Origin of the sequence: Roseovarius sp. TE539 (assembly GCF_003298505.1) — a bacterium.
In the GTDB taxonomy this organism is placed as follows: Bacteria; Pseudomonadota; Alphaproteobacteria; order Rhodobacterales; family Rhodobacteraceae; genus Roseovarius.
The window spans coordinates 173,120-189,517 of record NZ_QNGB01000003.1 but is presented as its reverse complement, the minus strand read 5'-3'; the positions used below and the strand labels follow the sequence as shown (position 1 = coordinate 189,517).

15 protein-coding genes are annotated in these 16,398 nt (G+C 66.6%); 8 read left to right on the top strand and 7 right to left on the bottom strand.

Features of this window, described 5'->3' with window-relative positions:
* Position 1: 1 nt before the first annotated feature.
* The 6 genes from DQW77_RS03305 to DQW77_RS03280 all read right to left on the bottom strand — a co-directional run bounded on the left by DQW77_RS03305 (position 2) and on the right by DQW77_RS03280 (position 7,611).
* Positions 2-3,427, bottom strand: a complete 3,426-nt coding sequence (locus DQW77_RS03305; RefSeq protein ID WP_113256755.1) for an efflux RND transporter permease subunit — start codon at positions 3,425-3,427, stop codon at positions 2-4.
* 4 nt (positions 3,428-3,431) lie between these two features.
* Positions 3,432-4,895, bottom strand: a complete 1,464-nt coding sequence (locus tag DQW77_RS03300; RefSeq protein ID WP_113256754.1) for an efflux RND transporter periplasmic adaptor subunit — start codon at positions 4,893-4,895, stop codon at positions 3,432-3,434.
* A gap of 156 nt (positions 4,896-5,051) precedes the next feature.
* Positions 5,052-5,594, bottom strand: a complete 543-nt coding sequence (moaB, locus tag DQW77_RS03295) for a molybdenum cofactor biosynthesis protein B (protein WP_113256753.1) — start codon at positions 5,592-5,594, stop codon at positions 5,052-5,054.
* Positions 5,595-5,600: 6 nt separating this feature from the next.
* Complete coding sequence (locus DQW77_RS03290) at positions 5,601-6,224, bottom strand: LysE family translocator (RefSeq protein ID WP_113256752.1); 624 nt, start codon at positions 6,222-6,224, stop codon at positions 5,601-5,603.
* Entirely contained in the window at positions 6,221-6,820 is a 600-nt protein-coding gene (locus tag DQW77_RS03285; protein ID WP_113256751.1) for a metallophosphoesterase family protein, read from the bottom strand. The genes DQW77_RS03290 and DQW77_RS03285 overlap by 4 nt, the downstream gene beginning before the upstream one ends.
* A complete protein-coding gene (locus DQW77_RS03280; RefSeq protein ID WP_113256750.1) occupies positions 6,817-7,611 on the bottom strand; it encodes a uracil-DNA glycosylase family protein in 795 nt (264 codons plus the stop codon). The genes DQW77_RS03285 and DQW77_RS03280 overlap by 4 nt, the downstream gene beginning before the upstream one ends.
* Before the next feature lie 116 nt (positions 7,612-7,727).
* Between DQW77_RS03280 and DQW77_RS03275 the strand changes: the two genes are divergently transcribed.
* The 8 genes from DQW77_RS03275 (at position 7,728) to DQW77_RS03240 (ending at position 15,352) form a co-directional block, all read left to right on the top strand.
* On the top strand, positions 7,728-8,678 hold the full coding sequence (locus DQW77_RS03275; protein ID WP_113256749.1) for an aspartate carbamoyltransferase catalytic subunit: 951 nt from the start codon (positions 7,728-7,730) through the stop codon (positions 8,676-8,678).
* Entirely contained in the window at positions 8,675-9,202 is a 528-nt protein-coding gene (locus DQW77_RS03270) for a hypothetical protein (protein WP_113256748.1), read from the top strand. Before DQW77_RS03275 ends, DQW77_RS03270 begins: the two co-directional genes overlap by 4 nt.
* The gene (locus tag DQW77_RS03265; RefSeq protein WP_113256747.1) at positions 9,199-9,663 is read left to right on the top strand and encodes a hypothetical protein; all 465 of its coding nucleotides are present in this window, start codon (positions 9,199-9,201) and stop codon (positions 9,661-9,663) included. The genes DQW77_RS03270 and DQW77_RS03265 overlap by 4 nt, the downstream gene beginning before the upstream one ends.
* A gap of 94 nt (positions 9,664-9,757) precedes the next feature.
* A complete protein-coding gene (locus DQW77_RS03260) occupies positions 9,758-10,756 on the top strand; it encodes a DUF4268 domain-containing protein (protein ID WP_113256746.1) in 999 nt (332 codons plus the stop codon).
* The gene (gene pyrC / locus DQW77_RS03255; RefSeq protein WP_113256745.1) at positions 10,753-12,033 is read left to right on the top strand and encodes a dihydroorotase; all 1,281 of its coding nucleotides are present in this window, start codon (positions 10,753-10,755) and stop codon (positions 12,031-12,033) included. Before DQW77_RS03260 ends, pyrC begins: the two co-directional genes overlap by 4 nt.
* Entirely contained in the window at positions 12,033-12,638 is a 606-nt protein-coding gene (gene plsY / locus DQW77_RS03250; protein ID WP_113256744.1) for a glycerol-3-phosphate 1-O-acyltransferase PlsY, read from the top strand. The genes pyrC and plsY overlap by 1 nt, the downstream gene beginning before the upstream one ends.
* Before the next feature lie 150 nt (positions 12,639-12,788).
* Positions 12,789-14,180 carry a bifunctional enoyl-CoA hydratase/phosphate acetyltransferase gene (locus DQW77_RS03245; protein ID WP_113256812.1) on the top strand — a complete coding sequence of 464 codons (1,392 nt, stop codon included), beginning with the start codon at positions 12,789-12,791 and terminating at the stop codon, positions 14,178-14,180.
* Positions 14,177-15,352, top strand: a complete 1,176-nt coding sequence (locus tag DQW77_RS03240; protein WP_113256743.1) for an acetate/propionate family kinase — start codon at positions 14,177-14,179, stop codon at positions 15,350-15,352. The genes DQW77_RS03245 and DQW77_RS03240 overlap by 4 nt, the downstream gene beginning before the upstream one ends.
* A gap of 33 nt (positions 15,353-15,385) precedes the next feature.
* Here the strand turns inward: DQW77_RS03240 and DQW77_RS03235 are convergent, their stop codons facing one another.
* Positions 15,386-16,324, bottom strand: coding sequence for a hydrogen peroxide-inducible genes activator (locus tag DQW77_RS03235; RefSeq protein WP_113256742.1), 939 nt, complete (start codon positions 16,322-16,324; stop codon positions 15,386-15,388).
* Positions 16,325-16,398 lie beyond the last annotated feature (74 nt).

Below are 16,398 nucleotides of genomic sequence, written 5' to 3'. Positions count from 1 at the left end.
CTCATGATGCCGACGCACGACCCCGCCCCGACCGCCGTCGCCGTGCGGAAAGCACCTGCGCGCCCGCCAGCACCACATAGAGCAACAGGATCAGGATCACCGCCCCGGCGGCAAACAGCACCAGCGCCGCCGGCATCGCGGGCCAGCCCGCAACCATCGGCAAGGCCGTCAGAGTGACCGCCGGCAGGGCGCCGGTGGCAATCGTCACACCCATCGTAGCCCCCAGCCACACCAGGATGACGGCGAGCCCGAGCAACATCGTACCGCGCACATGCCGGACCCGGAATCCAAGCCCCCGGCGCAACGCCACACGCAGCCGGAACAGGTCATGCCCCAAGGCCATCAGTGCCGGCACTACCAGAAGCACCACGAACATCCCGAACCCGAGGCCGTAGACCAGCGTTATCACCGTCGGCTTGAGGAACTGCGCCTGCTGGCTGCGCTCGAACAGCAGCGGCGTCAAACCCAGAACCGTCGTCGCCGTTGTCAGCATCACGGGGCGCAGGCGGTCCACCGCCCCGTCGATGATCGACGGGATCAGGCCGCGCTCCCGCGCGTGGTCGTCGATCGTGGTCACCAGCACGATCGAGTCGTTGATGATGATCCCCGTCATGCCCATCAGACCGACCACAGTGAACATGCTCAGCGGCACGTCCCACGCATGATGCCCCCATATCGTTCCGACAAGGCCGAACGGGACGATCGCCATCACCACCATCGGCCGCGTCCAGCTCGAGAAGACCCAGGCCAGCACAAGGTAGATCCCGGTCAGCACCAGGATCAGGCCGGTGCGGGCGTCGTTGAGGAAATCGTCCTCCTGCTCGCTCAGGCCCGAAAGGCGCCATTCCACCTGCGTCTCACCGGCGATGCGGGGCAGAATCTCCTCTTCCAGCGCCGTCTGCACGGCCGCGGCGCGCGCGGGATCGTCCTCGGCGATGTCACCGGTCACGTTGATCAGTCGCAGCCCGTTCTCGCGCCGCACGGTTGAAAAGCCGACACGCTGCTCGACACTCACTATATCGGCCAGCGGCACATAGGTGCCGTCCGGGGTGCGCAACTGCATCCGTTCGAGGAAATCGGCCGTCAGCTCTCCTTCCGGCAGTTCCACCCGGATCTCGGCGCTGCGCGGTCCCGACGGATAGGTCGCCGCCTCCAGCCCGCCAAGCCGGTGGCGCAGGACACGGCCAAGCCCGTCGATCGAGAAACCGAGCGCCTGCCCCTGCGGAGTCAGATCGAGGATCAGTTCCTGTTTGTCATAGGCGAGGTTGTCCTCCACCGCCGAAACCTCGGGGAAGCGCAGAAGCGCCTCCTTCAGCGCCTCCGACGCGGCCTTCAGTGTATCCGCCGACGCCCCGTAGAATTCGACATCCAGGGCATCTCCCCCCGGTCCCGAACGCCACGAGCGGAAGCTGACCGTTTCAGCCAGCGGATGCTGTTCGACCCGTTGCTGAAGTTCGCCCACGAACGCAAAACTCGAATAGGGCCGCAGATCCGCGTCGATCAGTTCGATCGCGATGCCGCCAAGCTGATCCGGCTCCTTGGTGTCCTCCCCCGACAGCCCCCGTCCGGTGGTTCCGCCAACCTGTGCGAGAACGTATTTCAGCGGGTTGCGGCCGTGCCGTTCTGCGTATTCAGCGCCCAGTTCCTCGGTGGCGCGCTGCGTCTCGCGCATCATCTCGCGCGAATCCGCACGGGTGGCGCCCGGCGCCATGGCGAAATTGCCGGTCACACTGCTGCGTTCCGGCGCGTTGAAAAAGCGCCATGTCACATCCCCGTTGATGAACAGGGTCACCTGCGAGGCAAGGATCGCCACGACCCCGGCCAATACCGGATATCGCAGCCGGATGACCACTGCCATAAGCGGCCGGAAGGCCCGCTCACGCAGCCATACGAAGCCCGCGTTCACCACCCGGCTCGGGGCGTCGTACCAATGGTGCCGCACACTGTGCTTGAGGGCGTGCGACATATGGTTGGGCAGGATCAGGAAACACTCGATCAGCGATGCGGCCAGCACCGCGATAACGGTAAACGGGATATCGGCGATCAGGTCGCCGAACCGGCCACCGACGGCCACCAGCCCGAAAAAGGCAATGATCGTGGTCAGTGTCGCCGCGAAGACAGGCATCGCCATCCGCCGCGCGGCGTTCTCGGCGGCCACCACCGGCGGCTCGCCCAGCTTGCGGGTTCGCGCATCGGCATGTTCGCCCACCACGATCGCATCGTCCACGACGATCCCCAGCGTGATGATCAAGGCGAAAAGCGACACCACGTTGATCGTCAGCCCGCCGGCATACATCAGTGCGACGGCAGTGAGCAAAGCCACCGGGATGCCCGCGGCCACCCAGAAGGCGACCCGGGCGTTGAGGAAAAGGAACAGCAGTGCCACCACCAGCGCCAGCCCGGTGGCGGCATTGTCCAGCAGCACCTGCAATCGCCCCGAAATGTAATCCGACCGGGTCCGGATCAGGTCGATCGTGACGCCTTCGGGCAGGGTGCGCTCCATCCGCGCGGCCACGTCCTCGACCTGCTCCTGTATGCCGATGGCATCGCCCCGGGCCGACCGCTCGACCCGGATGGTCATCGCCGGGTCGTCGCCCACGAAATAGCTTCGCTCGCGGTCGATGCCCTCGACACGCACGGTGGCGACATCCCCGATCCTCAGCTTCGATCCGTCCGGGTTTGAGCGCAGGGCGATGGCCGCAATCTGGCGCGTATCACGCTTTTCGACCCCGGTACGGACCCGCGTGTTGGCGCCGGTGACATCGCCCGCCGGATCAGCATCGACCTCTTGCGCCACCGCCGCAGCAATCTCGGATATGGAGATGTCATGCGCCATCAGCGCGGTCGAGGGCACCTCGATCACCGTTCGGGGCGCCGCGACGCCGCGGACCGTGGCACGGGTCACCCCGGCCTCGAAAAGCCGCGCCACAAGTTCATCGGCGAACAGGCCCAGTTGATCGGCGTCCACCGGCCCGGTGATGACCACGTCCGTCACCCGGTCGCGCCAAGCGCCGCGCCGCACCGTGGGCTCCTCTGCCTCCTCGGGCAGGGTGGTGACCCCGTCCACCGCCGCCTGCACCTCGTCGGCGGCGCGCCCCATATCCCAGTCGGGTTCGAATTCGAGGCTGATCGTGGCGCGCTCCTCACGGCTGGTGGCGCTGCTGCTCTCGACCCCCTCGACAGACAGAAGAACCGGTTCCAGAAGCTGCACGACGGCCGAATCCACATCCTCGGCGCTGGCCCCCTCCCAGATCACCGAAACACTGACGGAATCGACGATCACGTCGGGGAAGAATTGCGCGCGCATCCGGGGAACCGCGGCGACACCCAGAACGATCAGCACCACCAGCAGCAGGTTGGCCGCGGTGCGGTGCCGGGTGAAATAGGACAGCAGCCCGCCGGCCGCCTGCGGCATCGGGCGCGCCACTGCCCTATCCTCCCATCCGGGTTTCAAGGCGCTCTATCACACGCGCCGAAACGCGCCCGCTCTCGATCTGGCCCAGCAACCGCGAGCGCACCGCTTCGGGCATGTCCGTCTGCCCGCGCACGAAGGCCAGAAGACGCGCCCGCCGGTCGGCGCTCAGTTCGACCAGCTGTTCATCCTTGCCGGCGTTCGTGCGCGCCGCCCCGCCGCGCAGCGGCCGCACCTTGATCCCGGCCCCCAGCAGCGGCGTGCGTTCGGCCACCACCTCGCGCCCGTCCAGTGCCGCGGCCCGCACCAGGATGTCATCCCCCTGCCGACGCATCAGCGTCACGGGGATCGATTGCAGCCGCTCCTCCGCGTCGATCACCAGGACATCGCCATCCGGCCCCAGTGCCGAGGCCGGCAGCCGGATCACCCGCTCCAGCGGCGGCTCCTCGACCCGAACGGTGACGAAATCGCCCGGCTTCAGGCCGGGTGCCGCTTCCAGCCGTGCAAAGATCACCCGCCCGGTGCGCCCTTCGCCCACCGCCGCGCCGGCTCTTGTAATGCGGCCTTGCGCCTCAAGGTCCATGCCATAGGATTCCAGAACCGCCGTCACCGGCGCGGTCAGCAGGTCGCCAGTCCCGTCCAGCAGCCGTGCATATTGCGGCGTGGACACCCGGAAAGCCACTTCCAGGGCCTGCGAATCGATCAGGTCGGCCAGCCGTTCATTGGCCGAAACCAACCCGCCCTCGACAACCGCGACATCGCTCAGCGTGCCGGTGAAGCCGGCGGTGATGCGTGTGTCCTCCAGCCGCCGCCGCGCTTCGGCCAGGGCGATTGCAGCGCGCTTCAGCCGCGTGCGCGCCTGATCCGTCCGCGCTTCGGCCGCTGTCAGGGCCTGGCGCCGGGCAAGCACCGTCTGCCGCGCCTGCGCATAGGCCAGCTCGGCCGTTTCGACCGTCGCCGCAGTGGTAACGCCGCGCTCTTCGAGATCGCGCTGACGCGTCAGCGCTTTCGCACGCAGCTCTTCCTGGGACTGAGCGGCGGCCAGTTCATCGCGCGCCAGTGCCAACGCCCGTTTCGCATCGCGCACTTCGGCTTCGGCATCCATGCGATCGCTGCGCGCCCGCTCCAGCGCCGATTGTGCATCCGCCGGGTCGATCCGCGCCAGAAGCTGCCCCGCGGATACGGATGCACCCTCCTCGAAGGTCTCCGCCAACTCGACCAGGGTGCCACCGGTCTTGGCCCGGATCTCAAGCGTGCGGCGGCTGCTGATCTCGCCGAAGGCTTTCAGGACCGGCATGGCCGTGCCTTCGGATGCCTTCACAAGGTTGACGGCGAAAACGCGTTCGCGCCGCTGCGGCACCTGTGGCTCCTTCGCCATACGTTCGGAAACGGCGGAAAAAATCATCTGTCCGGCATAGGCCAGCAGCCCCAGTGTAAGGGACAACATGAGCAGACCGGTCAGACTCTGGCGCAAAAATCGCATCGGGCCCAAATCCTTGTCGCGCCCGTGCCGGGCGCATGGTGCGAATGTAAGCGAATCACCCGGAAAACCAAGCTCAGCGCACTGTTTGAACGCACCGCGCCATCCTTTCCGTCGGACTGCCCCATCGATACGGGGCGGAAATAACCCGGCGGCGCTCTACTTGCGCCGCTGATGCTCGGCCAGCCGCGGCATGATCTCGACGAAATTGCAGGGCCGGTGCCGGTAATCGAACTGCGGCGCCAGAATCTCGTCCCATGCATCCTTGCAGGCGCCCGGGCTTCCGGGCAGCGCGAACAGGTAGGTACCTCCCGCAACCCCGCCGGTGGCACGCGACTGCACCGCGCTTGTGCCTATCTTGGCGAGGCTAACATGCGTGAAAACGGTGCCGAACGCGTCGATCTCCTTTTCGTAGACATCGCGATGCGCCTCCACGGTCACATCACGCCCGGTCAGGCCTGTGCCGCCGGTCGAAATCACGACATCCACGTCAGGGTCCGCGATCCAGTCGCGCAAATGCCCGGCGATCTGGTCACGCTCGTCACGCACGATCATCCGGTCGGCCAGAACGTGGCCCGCCGCCTCGATCCGCGCCACCAGCACCTCGCCGGAACGGTCCTCCTCCATTCCGCGGCTGTCGCTGACGGTCAGGACAGCGATCCGCACGGGGATGAAATCCTTGCTTTCGTCGATCCGGCTCATGATGGATCAGCTCCTTTGCATGAAGGCCAGCCGCAGGGCCAGTGCCGCGAATATCAGCGCACTGGCATAGCCCAGTCCACGTGTAAACCGTGCCGATCCCGCGATGCGCCGCGCCGCACCGCCAGCGGACAGTCCGACCGCCGCGTTGATCACCAGGCCACCAAGGCTCAGGATCGCGCCGAAGATCAGGAACTGGACCAGAACCGCGCCGCGTGCCGGCTCCACGAATTGCGGCACGAAGGCCAGCACGAAAAGGATCACCTTGGGATTGAGCAGGTTGACCAAAAGCCCCTCGCGGAACGCCCGCCCCCCCCTGATCGCCGGCGCGGCCATCTCCGCCGGCGAAGCCCGCCGCAGCGCGAAGACCGCAAGCCACAGCAGGTAGGCCACCCCGATCCAACGGATCACATCCAGCAGCCAAGGCAGCGCCGACACCGCTGCACCAAGGCCCAGCCCGGCGAGGCTGACATGCACCATGCCGCCCACCGCGATGCCCGCACTCGCCGCCACCGCAGCCCGCGGCCCCGAGCGCAGGCCGAGCCCGAGGCAGAACATCATGTCCGCCCCCGGCGTGAGGTTCAGCGCCAGCGCGGCCGGGACGAACGCCAGAAGCAGCACCGGGTCGATCACGGCGCCACCTCGAACCGGTTGGGCGCCGGCCCGAGGTTGATCACCTCGGTGCGCCCGATCCGGCCGGCCGTGCCCCAGCTGTCATGGACATGACCGCAGACGGCGAAACGGGGCTGGATGCGCTCGATCGCCGCGCGGATCGCCTCCGAACCCACGGATTGCCCACCCGAGGTCACGTCCGCGACGCCGCGGGGCGGGGAATGCAGGATCATGATATCCGCTTGGACGCAGGGCGCCAGCAGCGCCGCCGCCTCGGCTTCGGAAAGATCACAGGACCACGCGCCGAACGGCGTCACCGGCACGCCGCACCCCAGCCCGAACAGGTGCAGCCCACCGAACTCGATCCCCTCGCCATGCAGGACCGTTGTCCCGGCATGGGCCGCGTCCCGAAGCTCGTCCGTACTTTCGGCGTTGCCGGGCACCGCCACCATGGGCGCCACCAGCCCGGACAGAAGATTCATCGCCCCGGGCAATCCCCGGCGCATGTTGCAGAAGTCGCCAGCACCGATCACCAGATCCGCATCCCGGCTTGCCGCGACGATTGCTTCTGCCCGATGCCGCACCGCGTGAAGATCGGAGAACGCCAGTATCCTCATTTCATGTTTTCCCTCAGCCTTGCCTGCAGCTCCAGTAGGTCCGCCCACGCCTCGCGCTTGGCCGCCGGGTTGCGCAGCAGGTAGGCGGGGTGGAACATCGGCAGCGCCGGTTTGCCATAGGCCTGCGCCCAGTGGCCGCGCAGCCGGGTGATGCCGCGCTGACCCATTCCCGCCTGACAGCTGATGTTGCCCATCAGAACCACGATTTCGGGCGCCACCAGTGTCACATGCCGCTCCACGAACGGCAAAAGCATGGCGATCTCTTCCGGTTTCGGATCGCGGTTCTGCGGAGGACGCCACGGAAGCACATTGCTGATATAGACCGATTTGCCGCACGCTTCCGCATGACGGGCCAGTCCGATCGCCTCCAGCATACGGTCCAGCAACCGCCCGGCCCGTCCCACGAAGGGCAGCCCCTGCCGGTCTTCATCGCGGCCGGGCGCCTCGCCCAGGATCATCACCCGCGCCGCCGGATCGCCATCGGCGAAGACCAGGTTGCGCGCGCCCCTCTTGAGCTCGCAATGTTCGAAATCCGCCATCGCGGCGCGCAGCGCCGCCAGGTCGCCTGCCGCCTCCGCCGCCGCGCGGGCCGCGGCCACGGGATCTTCCGCTTTCCCGATCACGGGCGGTGACGCCCGCGGCTCAAGGCGCCCGGTGGCGCGTGGCGCCGGTTCCCTGCCGGCCAGCTCGTAGCGATTTACCGGCGCATCGCCGATCGCCTCGGTCGCGCCGAGTTCCAGTTGCCATTCCAGAAGCGCCTTCGCGGCGTGAAAATCGGGCTGCGAATCCATGCCCGGAGGGTACCCTGCCCCGCCGCCACGGAAAAGGCACCATCGCGCGCGGCGCCTTGCCCCCCGCGCGCAGCATTCCTATAAGCGGCGTTGGACCGGCCCGGGAGACACAGCGCATGAGTTTCACACAAGCCCACCTTCTCGGGATCGAGCCGCTTTCGCCGCCCGAGATCACGGCGGTGCTGGACCTCGCCGACCAGTATGTCGATCTCAACCGCCGGAATCAGAAACATGCCGGCGCGCTGGCCGGGCTGACCCAGATCAACATGTTCTTCGAGAACTCCACCCGCACCCAGGCCAGTTTCGAACTCGCCGGAATGCGCCTCGGTGCCGACGTGATGAACATGGCCATGCAGGCCAGCTCGATCCGCAAGGGCGAAACCCTGATCGACACCGCAACCACTCTCAACGCCATGCACCCTGACCTTCTGGTCGTGCGCCACCCGCAATCGGGCGCCGTGGACCTGCTGGCGCAAAAGGTGAACTGCGCGGTGATCAACGCCGGTGACGGACGGCACGAACACCCCACCCAGGCCCTTCTCGATGCGCTCACGATCCGCCGCGCCAAGGGGCGTCTGCACCGGCTGACGGTGGCGATCTGCGGTGACATCGCCCATAGCCGCGTGGCGCGGTCCAACATCCTTCTGTTGGGCAAGATGGAAAACCGAATCCGCCTCGTCGGCCCGCCCACGCTGATGCCCGCCCGGATCGCGGATTTCGGCGTCGAGGTATGCCACGACATGGAAAGCGGACTGGTCGGCGCCGACGTTGTGATGATGCTGCGCCTGCAGCGCGAACGGATGGACGGCGGCTTCATCCCCTCGGAACGCGAGTACTATTTCCGCTACGGTCTCGACGCCGACAAGCTGTCGCACGCCGCGCCCGACGCGATCGTGATGCATCCCGGCCCGATGAACCGCGGTGTCGAGATCGACGGGGAAGTCGCCGACGATCCGGCGCGCAGCGTCATCCAGGAACAGGTCGAGATGGGAGTAGCGGTACGCATGGCGGCGATGGACCTTCTGGCACGCAACATGCGCGCGGCGCCGGACACGGTGATGGCATGAGCGAACGAATCACGATCCAGCCGCACGAAACCGGCACCGTCCGGGTCTTCCGGATCGACCTGCCACCGACCGGGATCTCCGGTTTCGATCCCGCCGCGGCGCTCGGGGCGGGGCATCTCGATGCCGCCGAGGCCGAAGTCTTCGACGTCGCCGATCTGGCGGGCCTCGGCCTTTCGGGGTACCTGTCCGAGGGCATGGGCATCCCGGAGCAGGAGCTGGCACCGATGCGCGCCCGCCTCGACGCGATCACCGGCCATGTCCTGGTGCTGCCGTCGCGCGCCGTTGCCGGGGGCACGGGCCAGACGCTCGCGCCTCGCGCGCCGCTGATCCATGTCGGCACCTTCCACGAGGACCGCCCGCCCGTGTCCTTCGATCCGTTGCCCGACGCGGCCGCGCGTGGCAATGCCGGCGCCACCGGTCCCCCCTCGTCCGAGGATCGGCGGGGCGGCGGCCGGGGCATGTTCCTGCTCATCGGCGCGGCGCTGCTGGCGATGGCGCTTTTCATTCTCGGAGTGCTGGAATGACCGATGGCGCCACCGGTTCCGCGATGACCCCGACAACCGCTCTGGAAGACGGAGAGTGCTTGATCGCCAGTTTTCATCCCGACCGGGCGACCTACTGGCGCGATCACGCTTGGCTGGCCGCGGGCGCTATGGCGGTCGGCATGGCTGTGCTTTGGATGATCGGCAACCCTCATCTCTGGACCGGCGCCGTGGGCGGGCTGGCCGCGGTGGCGGTCCGGGCCTTCTACGTCGCCTCGGACGAGCTCGCGGCCCGCTGGGACCTGACCGACCGGCGCCTTCTCGGTCCCCAGACCCGCGCCTTGCGCCTGTCGGAGATCGAGAGGCTCCGCGGCCTCGGCAGTGCCGTACAGGTGGTCACGCGCTCAGGCGACAAGCATCTCATCAAGTACCAGGCTGATCGCGCGGGCGTCGAGGCGCGACTTCGCAGCGCCGCCGGCCTGACATCGGGAGAACCGCAATGAAGGAACCCAGGGATCCGAGGATGTCGGGCCGCATCGCGATGATTGCACTTCTGGTCATCGCGGCTCTGACGGCCGTCATGGTCTGGGTGGCGGCATGAGCGGGCTGGGGCGGCTGGAGCGGGTGGATCTGCGCGACATCTGGCAGAGCGAGGCACAGCATTTCACTCCGTGGCTTGCGCGCGAGGACAATCTGGTACTTCTTGGCGAAACGCTAGGCATCGATCTGGAACTGGAAGCGGTGGAACAAAACGTCGGCCCGTTCCGCGCCGATATCCTGTGCAAAGACACGCTCTCCGACCGCTGGGTGCTGGTGGAGAACCAGCTCGAGCGCACCGATCACACGCACCTGGGGCAGTTGATGACGTATGCCGCCGGACTCGATGCGGTCACCATCGTCTGGATCGCCGCGCGGGTGGCGGATGAGCACCGCGCGGCGATGGACTGGCTTAACGAGATCACCGACAGCGAGGTGCGCTTCTTCGCGCTCGAGGTGGAGCTTTGGCGTATCGGCGGTAGCCCCGCCGCCCCCAAGTTCAACGTGGTGAGTAAGCCGAATGACTGGTCGCGGAGTACGAATGAGGCCAAACGAGCCGCATCTGGAGATGAAGTCACTGAAACAAAAGCCTTGCAATTGGAGTACTGGCAAACGCTCAATACCCTCATCGAGCGGCGTAACGGTCCATTGAAAACTAGGTCTGGAAGGCCGCAGCACTGGCAGAATTACTCCGTGGGAAGAACCGGCTTCCGTATCACAGCCTCGGTTAACAGCCGTGAAAACAGAATCCGGGCTGAACTGTTCATGTACTCAGATGATGCAAAACAGTTCTTTCACCTACTGTTTGAAAAGCGTGCGGAAATTGAATCCGCGTTCGGGCAAAAACTAGACTGGGACGAACTTCCGGGAAGAAAGGGCGCCCGTATCAGTCTCAGCAAAGATGGAGTGGATTTCTCGCGGATAGGCGATTGGGAACGGCAACACGAATGGCTGGCAGAACATCTTGAGCAGTTTCATCGCGTGTTTTCGAAACGAGTAACCGTTCTGAATGCTGAGCACTGGAACGAGGAACCCGGTTCGAATGAGGCCGAGGAATGACCACGACGCTTTTCACCAACGCCCGCTTGATCGATCCAGAACAGGGCACCGATGCGCCGGGCTGGCTTCTGGTTGAAGGCCGCACCATCCGCGCCATCGGCAGCGAGACCGCCACGCCAGAGGCGGACGAGCGGGTCGATTGCGGCGGCCATTACCTTGCACCCGGCATTGTCGATATCGGCGTCAAGGTGTGCGAACCCGGCGAACGGCACAAGGAAAGTTTCCGCTCTGCGGGCCTGGCCGCGGCGGCGGGCGGTGTCACCACGATGGCCACCCGCCCCGATACCCTGCCCGCCATCGACACGCCCGAGGCGCTGGAATTCGTCGCCCGCCGTGCCAATGCGGCCGCGCCGGTGAATGTCCTGCCCATGGCCGCGCTCACCAAGGGCCGGGAAGGCCGCGAGATGACTGAGATCGGGTTTCTCATGGATGCCGGGGCCGTGGCCTTTACCGATTGCGACCATGTCACCGCGGACACTCGGGTGCTGTCGCGGGCCCTCACATATGCCGCCGCGCTCGGCGCGCTGGTCATCGCGCATCCGCAGGAACCGGGGCTGTCGCGCGGGGCCGCGGCCACATCGGGCAAGTTCGCCTCGCTCAGGGGCCTGCCGGCCGTGACCCCTATGGCCGAGCGGATGGGGCTGGACCGCGACATCGCCCTGCTGGAGATGACCGGCGCGCGGTACCACGCCGACCAGATCACCACCGCCCGCGCCCTTCCCGCTCTGGAACGGGCCAGGCGCAACGGGCTCGACATTACCGCCGGCACCTCGATCCATCACCTTACACTCAACGATCGCGACATCGCCGATTACCGCACCTTCTTCAAGGTCAAGCCGCCGTTGCGCTCCGAGGATGACCGGCAAGCCGTCGTCACGGCACTGCGCGAGGGGCTGATCGATATCATCAGTTCGATGCACACGCCCCAGGACGAGGAAAGCAAGCGCCTGCCATTCGAGGAGGCGGCCAGCGGGGCCGTGGCGCTCGAGACCCTGCTGCCCGCCGCGCTCCGGCTCTATCACGCCGGCGATCTGGACATGCCAACGCTCTTTCGGGCGCTGTCGCTCAACCCGGCCCGGCGGCTCGGGCTTGCGGCGGGGCGTCTCTCGCCCGGCGCCCCGGCGGACCTTGTGCGCTTCGATGCAGGCCGCCCGTTCATACTGCACCGCGAAACGCTGCGCTCTAAATCCAAGAACACCCCGTTTGACGGCGCCCGCCTTCAGGGTAGAGTCGCGGCGACCTACGTCGCTGGACGTCCCGTATACGAGGCCTGCTGATGCCCGATATCGAAAGCACAGGCGCGATCCTCCTGCTCTGGGCCATACTGGGTTACGTCCTGGGTTCCATCCCTTTCGGCCTGCTCATTGCGCAAGGGCTGGGGCTGGGAAACCTGCGCAACATCGGGTCGGGCAATATCGGCGCCACCAACGTGCTTCGCACCGGGTCCAGGGGCGCCGCGGCCGCGACCCTGCTGCTCGATGCCGCCAAGGGCGCGGTGGCGGTGCTGATGGCGCGCTGGATGGCGGGCGCCGACGCGGCACAGCTGGCCGGCCTCACGGCCTTCCTCGGGCATTGTTTCCCGGTCTGGCTTGGTTTTCGTGGCGGCAAGGGGGTTGCTACATTCCTGGGGATCATGCTGGCCGTCGCATGGCCGGCCGGGATCGCCTGCTGCCTGACGTGGCTTGCCACTGCAGGACTCGGGCGCATCTCGTCGCTGGCCGCGATCACGGCAGCGGCAAGCTCGACCATCTGGCTGGTGCTGCTGGGACACGGAACCGCCTTTCTTCTGGGTGCGGTGCTGACCTTGCTGGTCTTTCTGCGCCACCGCCAGAATGTCGAACGTCTGCGGGCCGGGACAGAGCCCCGGATCGGACAGAAATAGGATTGGCTCCGGTGCCGCCGCGGGCAGGGACAACGCGTCGCATCGGGGTGTCACCGGCCTGTCATGCGGGTGCTGCCGGATGATTGCGGACAGCCGCCGCGCCGATCCGGCCGCGGCACCCGCACAGAAAAACGGAAAGGTCGCCCGAACGTGAAGATAGAAAACCGCCCCTTCGACGAGCTTGAACCCGGAAGCAGCGAAAGCCTGCGCCGGCTCTGCACGCAGGACGATCTGCTCGCTTTCGCCAACATATCGGGCAATCACAACCCGATGCACATCTTCGATGCCGACGGCGATGGCGACGGAACCCCCGAAGCGGTGGCGCCCGGAATGTTCGTTGGCGCCCTCGTTTCGGCGGTGATCGGCAACCTGCTGCCCGGCGCAGGCACGCTTTACCGTGCCCAGAGCCTCGTGTTCCACAACCGCGCCCATGCGGGTGACGAACTTGAAAGCCGGGTCACCGTCACCGGCATGAACGAGAAGGACTACACGCTAACGCTTGCAACAGAGGTGCGCCGCCTTTCCGACGACGCGCTGATCCTTTCGGGCGTTGCCGAGGTCGAGGCCCCGCGCCGCAAGCTCAGCTATTCCAGCCACGATCTGCCCGGTCTCGTGGTGCAGCGGCACCGCCATTTCGAGAAGTTCCTTGCGCGCGCCGCACCGCTGCCCGCGCTGGTCACGGCCGTGGTCTGCCCCGAGGAGCGGAACGCTCTGGCCGGTGCTCTTCTGGCACGGCGGCACACCCTGATCGAACCGATCCTGATCGGAAATGCCACGAAGATCAGGGAGGTGGCCGAGGCGCTGGAGGAAGACCTCGACGGGATCGAGATCCTGGACGAGCCGGCCCATGACGCCGCCGCCCGCCGTGCCGTGGCACTGGTCAACGAGGGCCGCGCCGAGGCGCTGATGAAGGGCCACCTGCACACCGATCAACTGCTGCGCGCCACGCTCGACAAGGCACGGGGATTGCGGGCCGGGCGGCGGCTGACACATGTCTTCGTGATGGACGTGCCGGGGCTGGCCCACCCCCTGCTGGTCAGTGACGCGGCCATCAACATCGCCCCTGACCTCAGGACCAAGGTCGACATCGTCCAGAACGCCATCGAACTGGCTGTCAGCCTCGGGATAGAATCTCCGAAGGTGGGCGTGCTGTCGGCTGTCGAGACCGTCAACCCCGATATACCCTCATCGGTCGATGCCGCGCTCCTGTCGAAAATGGCGGAGCGCGGGCAGATCACCGGCGGGCTGGTGGACGGGCCGCTGGCGATGGACAATGCCGTGGATATCGCCGCCGCCCGAGCCAAGGGCATTACCTCGCCCGTGGCTGGCCATGCCGAGGTTCTGGTGGTGCCAAATCTCGACGCCGGCAACATGCTGGCCAAGCAGCTCACCTATATCAGCCACGCCGAGGGCGCGGGGCTGGTACTGGGGGCGAAGGTGCCGATCATCCTGAATTCCCGCGCCGATGACGATATGTCCCGACTCGCCTCCTGCGCGGTCGCGGCGCTGCATCACAACTGGCAGCGGGAGGACGGCGAATGACCCATGTTCTGGTGCTCAACGCGGGATCGTCATCGCTCAAGTTCGGACTCTTCGCGCAGGCCAACGACCCCGAGGTGCTGGCAACCGGCCTGATCGACAGGATCGGCGGAACGGCGACATTGCGCCTGCGCGGCGCCGATGACTCCACCCTGTCGGAATGCGAACTGCCCCCCGAGAGGGCGCGGGATCATGCGGGCGCGCTGGATGCCGCCCTTGCGGCCATCCGCGAAGCCTTCCCCGAGGCCGATGTCATGTCGGTCGGTCATCGGGTGGTGCATGGCGGCATGGATTTCTCCGCCCCCGTCGCCATCACTCCAGACATCCTGTCGCGTCTGGAGGCGTTCGTGCCCTTCGCGCCACTGCACCAGCCGCACAATCTTGCCGGTATCCGCGCAGCCCTCGCCGCCTTTCCCGACGCAGCCCAGATCGCCTGTTTCGATACCGCCTTTCACCGCCGGCACCCGTTCGTGAACGATACCTTCGCCCTGCCGCGCGCCTATTACGAGAAGGGCGTTCGCCGCTACGGGTTCCACGGGCTGAGCTACGAATACATCTCGGGTGCTCTGGCCACGATGGACCCGGCGCTTCATGACGGCCGCGTGGCGGTGGCTCATCTCGGCAATGGCGCGTCGATGTGCGGGCTTCACGGAGGGCGGTCGATCGCGTCGTCGATGGGGTTTTCCGCGCTGGACGGGCTGCCGATGGGCACCCGCTGCGGTCAGCTCGATCCCGGCGTCGTCCTTTACCTGATGCAGGAGGAAGGGCTGGACGCCGGGGCGATTTCCGACCTGCTCTACAAACAATCCGGACTCCTTGGCATGTCGGGGCTCAGCCACGACATGCGCACGCTTCTGGCCTCCGATGATCGGCGGGCGGGCGAGGCGATCGATTATTTCTGCTTCCGCATCCGCCGTGAACTGGGCGGGCTGGCCGCAGCCCTGGACGGTCTGGACGGGGTCGTTTTTACCGGCGGCATCGGAGAGAACGCAGCGCCGATACGCGCCCGTGCCTGCGACGGTCTGGGCTGGATCGGGGTGGAGATTGACGCAGACCGCAACGCGGCGGGCGAGACGGTGATAAGCAGCAGCACCTCGCGGGTACGCGTGATGGTGATCCCCACCAACGAGGAACTGGTGATCGCCCGCGCGGCCATGCGGCCGGGCACGGGTTGAGACGCGTCACGCGTTGCGCGCCGCCCGACCGGCTCAAGAGGTCCGCGCCGCCTTTTCCAGCAACGTGGCATGGTCCGCGCGAAGGGTATGGGCGGCGCGGCGCACCGCCTCGGAAACTTCGTTGATCTGTGATGCCAACGGGCTTGTCCGCCGCCACACCATGCCCACCGTACGGGTCGGCCGCGGCGCATCGAAACCCGTCACCGAAACCGCCGCGGAGCGGGTTTCGACCGCCACGGCCATTTCAGGGATCAGCGTGACGCCGATACCCGCCCCGACCATCTGAACCAGCGTCGAAAGCGAGCTTCCGTCCAGCCCGTCCCGTGGCAGCGCCGGGGTGAGGTTGCAGAATGAAAGCGCCTGGTCGCGGAAGCAATGCCCCTCTTCCAGCAACAGCAGGCGCATCCCGCGCAAACCCTCCGCCTCCGGCACCGGCTTGCCGGCATCCGCCAGCGGACGCACCAGCAGGAAGTCCTCCTCGAAAAGCGGCACCTCCTCAAGCGCCGGCTCCCCCACGGGCAGCGCCACGATTGCGGTGTCCAGCCGTCCCTCCTCCAGTTCCGCGATAAGTTTCGGCGTAAGCGTTTCGCGCACCCGGATGTCCAGCCCTTCGTGGTTCCGGCCCAGTTCCCCGATCAACGTCGGCAGCAGATAGGGCGCGATCGTCGGAATCACGCCCAGCCGCAACCGCCCCATGAGCCGCCCCTGCGACGCCCGCGCCAGATCGCCCATCTCGTCCACCGACCGCAATACGCCGCGCGCCCGGTCGGCGAACTCCTCGCCGAACATCGTCAGCCGCACCTGTCGTGCGCCCCGCTCGAAAAGGACCGCGCCCAGCGTTTCCTCAAGGTCACGGATCTGCATCGACAAGGCCGGCTGAGAGATCGCGCAGGCCGAGGCCGCCCGCCCGAAATGCTCGTGCCGCGCAAGTGCCTCGAAATATCTGAGCTGCTTGAGGGTAAAATCTGCCATAAGGAAAAATTATCCAAAGTATCAGAAAATTCAACTTAAACTAATCGAAACCATTTGTTACAACCGAGTCAGCG

Excerpts from the sequence above, each read along its gene's own strand:
- DQW77_RS03235 (WP_113256742.1), bottom strand. The coding sequence starts at position 16,324 with ATGGCAGATTTTACCCTCAAGCAGCTCAGATATTTCGAGGCACTTGCG.
- DQW77_RS03285 (WP_113256751.1), bottom strand. The coding sequence starts at position 6,820 with ATGAGGATACTGGCGTTCTCCGATCTTCACGCGGTGCGGCATCGGGCA.
- DQW77_RS03275 (WP_113256749.1), top strand. The coding sequence starts at position 7,728 with ATGAGTTTCACACAAGCCCACCTTCTCGGGATCGAGCCGCTTTCGCCG.
- plsY (WP_113256744.1), top strand. The coding sequence starts at position 12,033 with ATGCCCGATATCGAAAGCACAGGCGCGATCCTCCTGCTCTGGGCCATA.
- DQW77_RS03300 (WP_113256754.1), bottom strand. The coding sequence starts at position 4,895 with ATGCGATTTTTGCGCCAGAGTCTGACCGGTCTGCTCATGTTGTCCCTT.
- DQW77_RS03260 (WP_113256746.1), top strand. The coding sequence starts at position 9,758 with ATGAGCGGGCTGGGGCGGCTGGAGCGGGTGGATCTGCGCGACATCTGG.
- pyrC (WP_113256745.1), top strand. The coding sequence starts at position 10,753 with ATGACCACGACGCTTTTCACCAACGCCCGCTTGATCGATCCAGAACAG.
- moaB (WP_113256753.1), bottom strand. The coding sequence starts at position 5,594 with ATGAGCCGGATCGACGAAAGCAAGGATTTCATCCCCGTGCGGATCGCT.
- DQW77_RS03240 (WP_113256743.1), top strand. The coding sequence starts at position 14,177 with ATGACCCATGTTCTGGTGCTCAACGCGGGATCGTCATCGCTCAAGTTC.
- DQW77_RS03280 (WP_113256750.1), bottom strand. The coding sequence starts at position 7,611 with ATGGATTCGCAGCCCGATTTTCACGCCGCGAAGGCGCTTCTGGAATGG.
- DQW77_RS03265 (WP_113256747.1), top strand. The coding sequence starts at position 9,199 with ATGACCGATGGCGCCACCGGTTCCGCGATGACCCCGACAACCGCTCTG.
- DQW77_RS03270 (WP_113256748.1), top strand. The coding sequence starts at position 8,675 with ATGAGCGAACGAATCACGATCCAGCCGCACGAAACCGGCACCGTCCGG.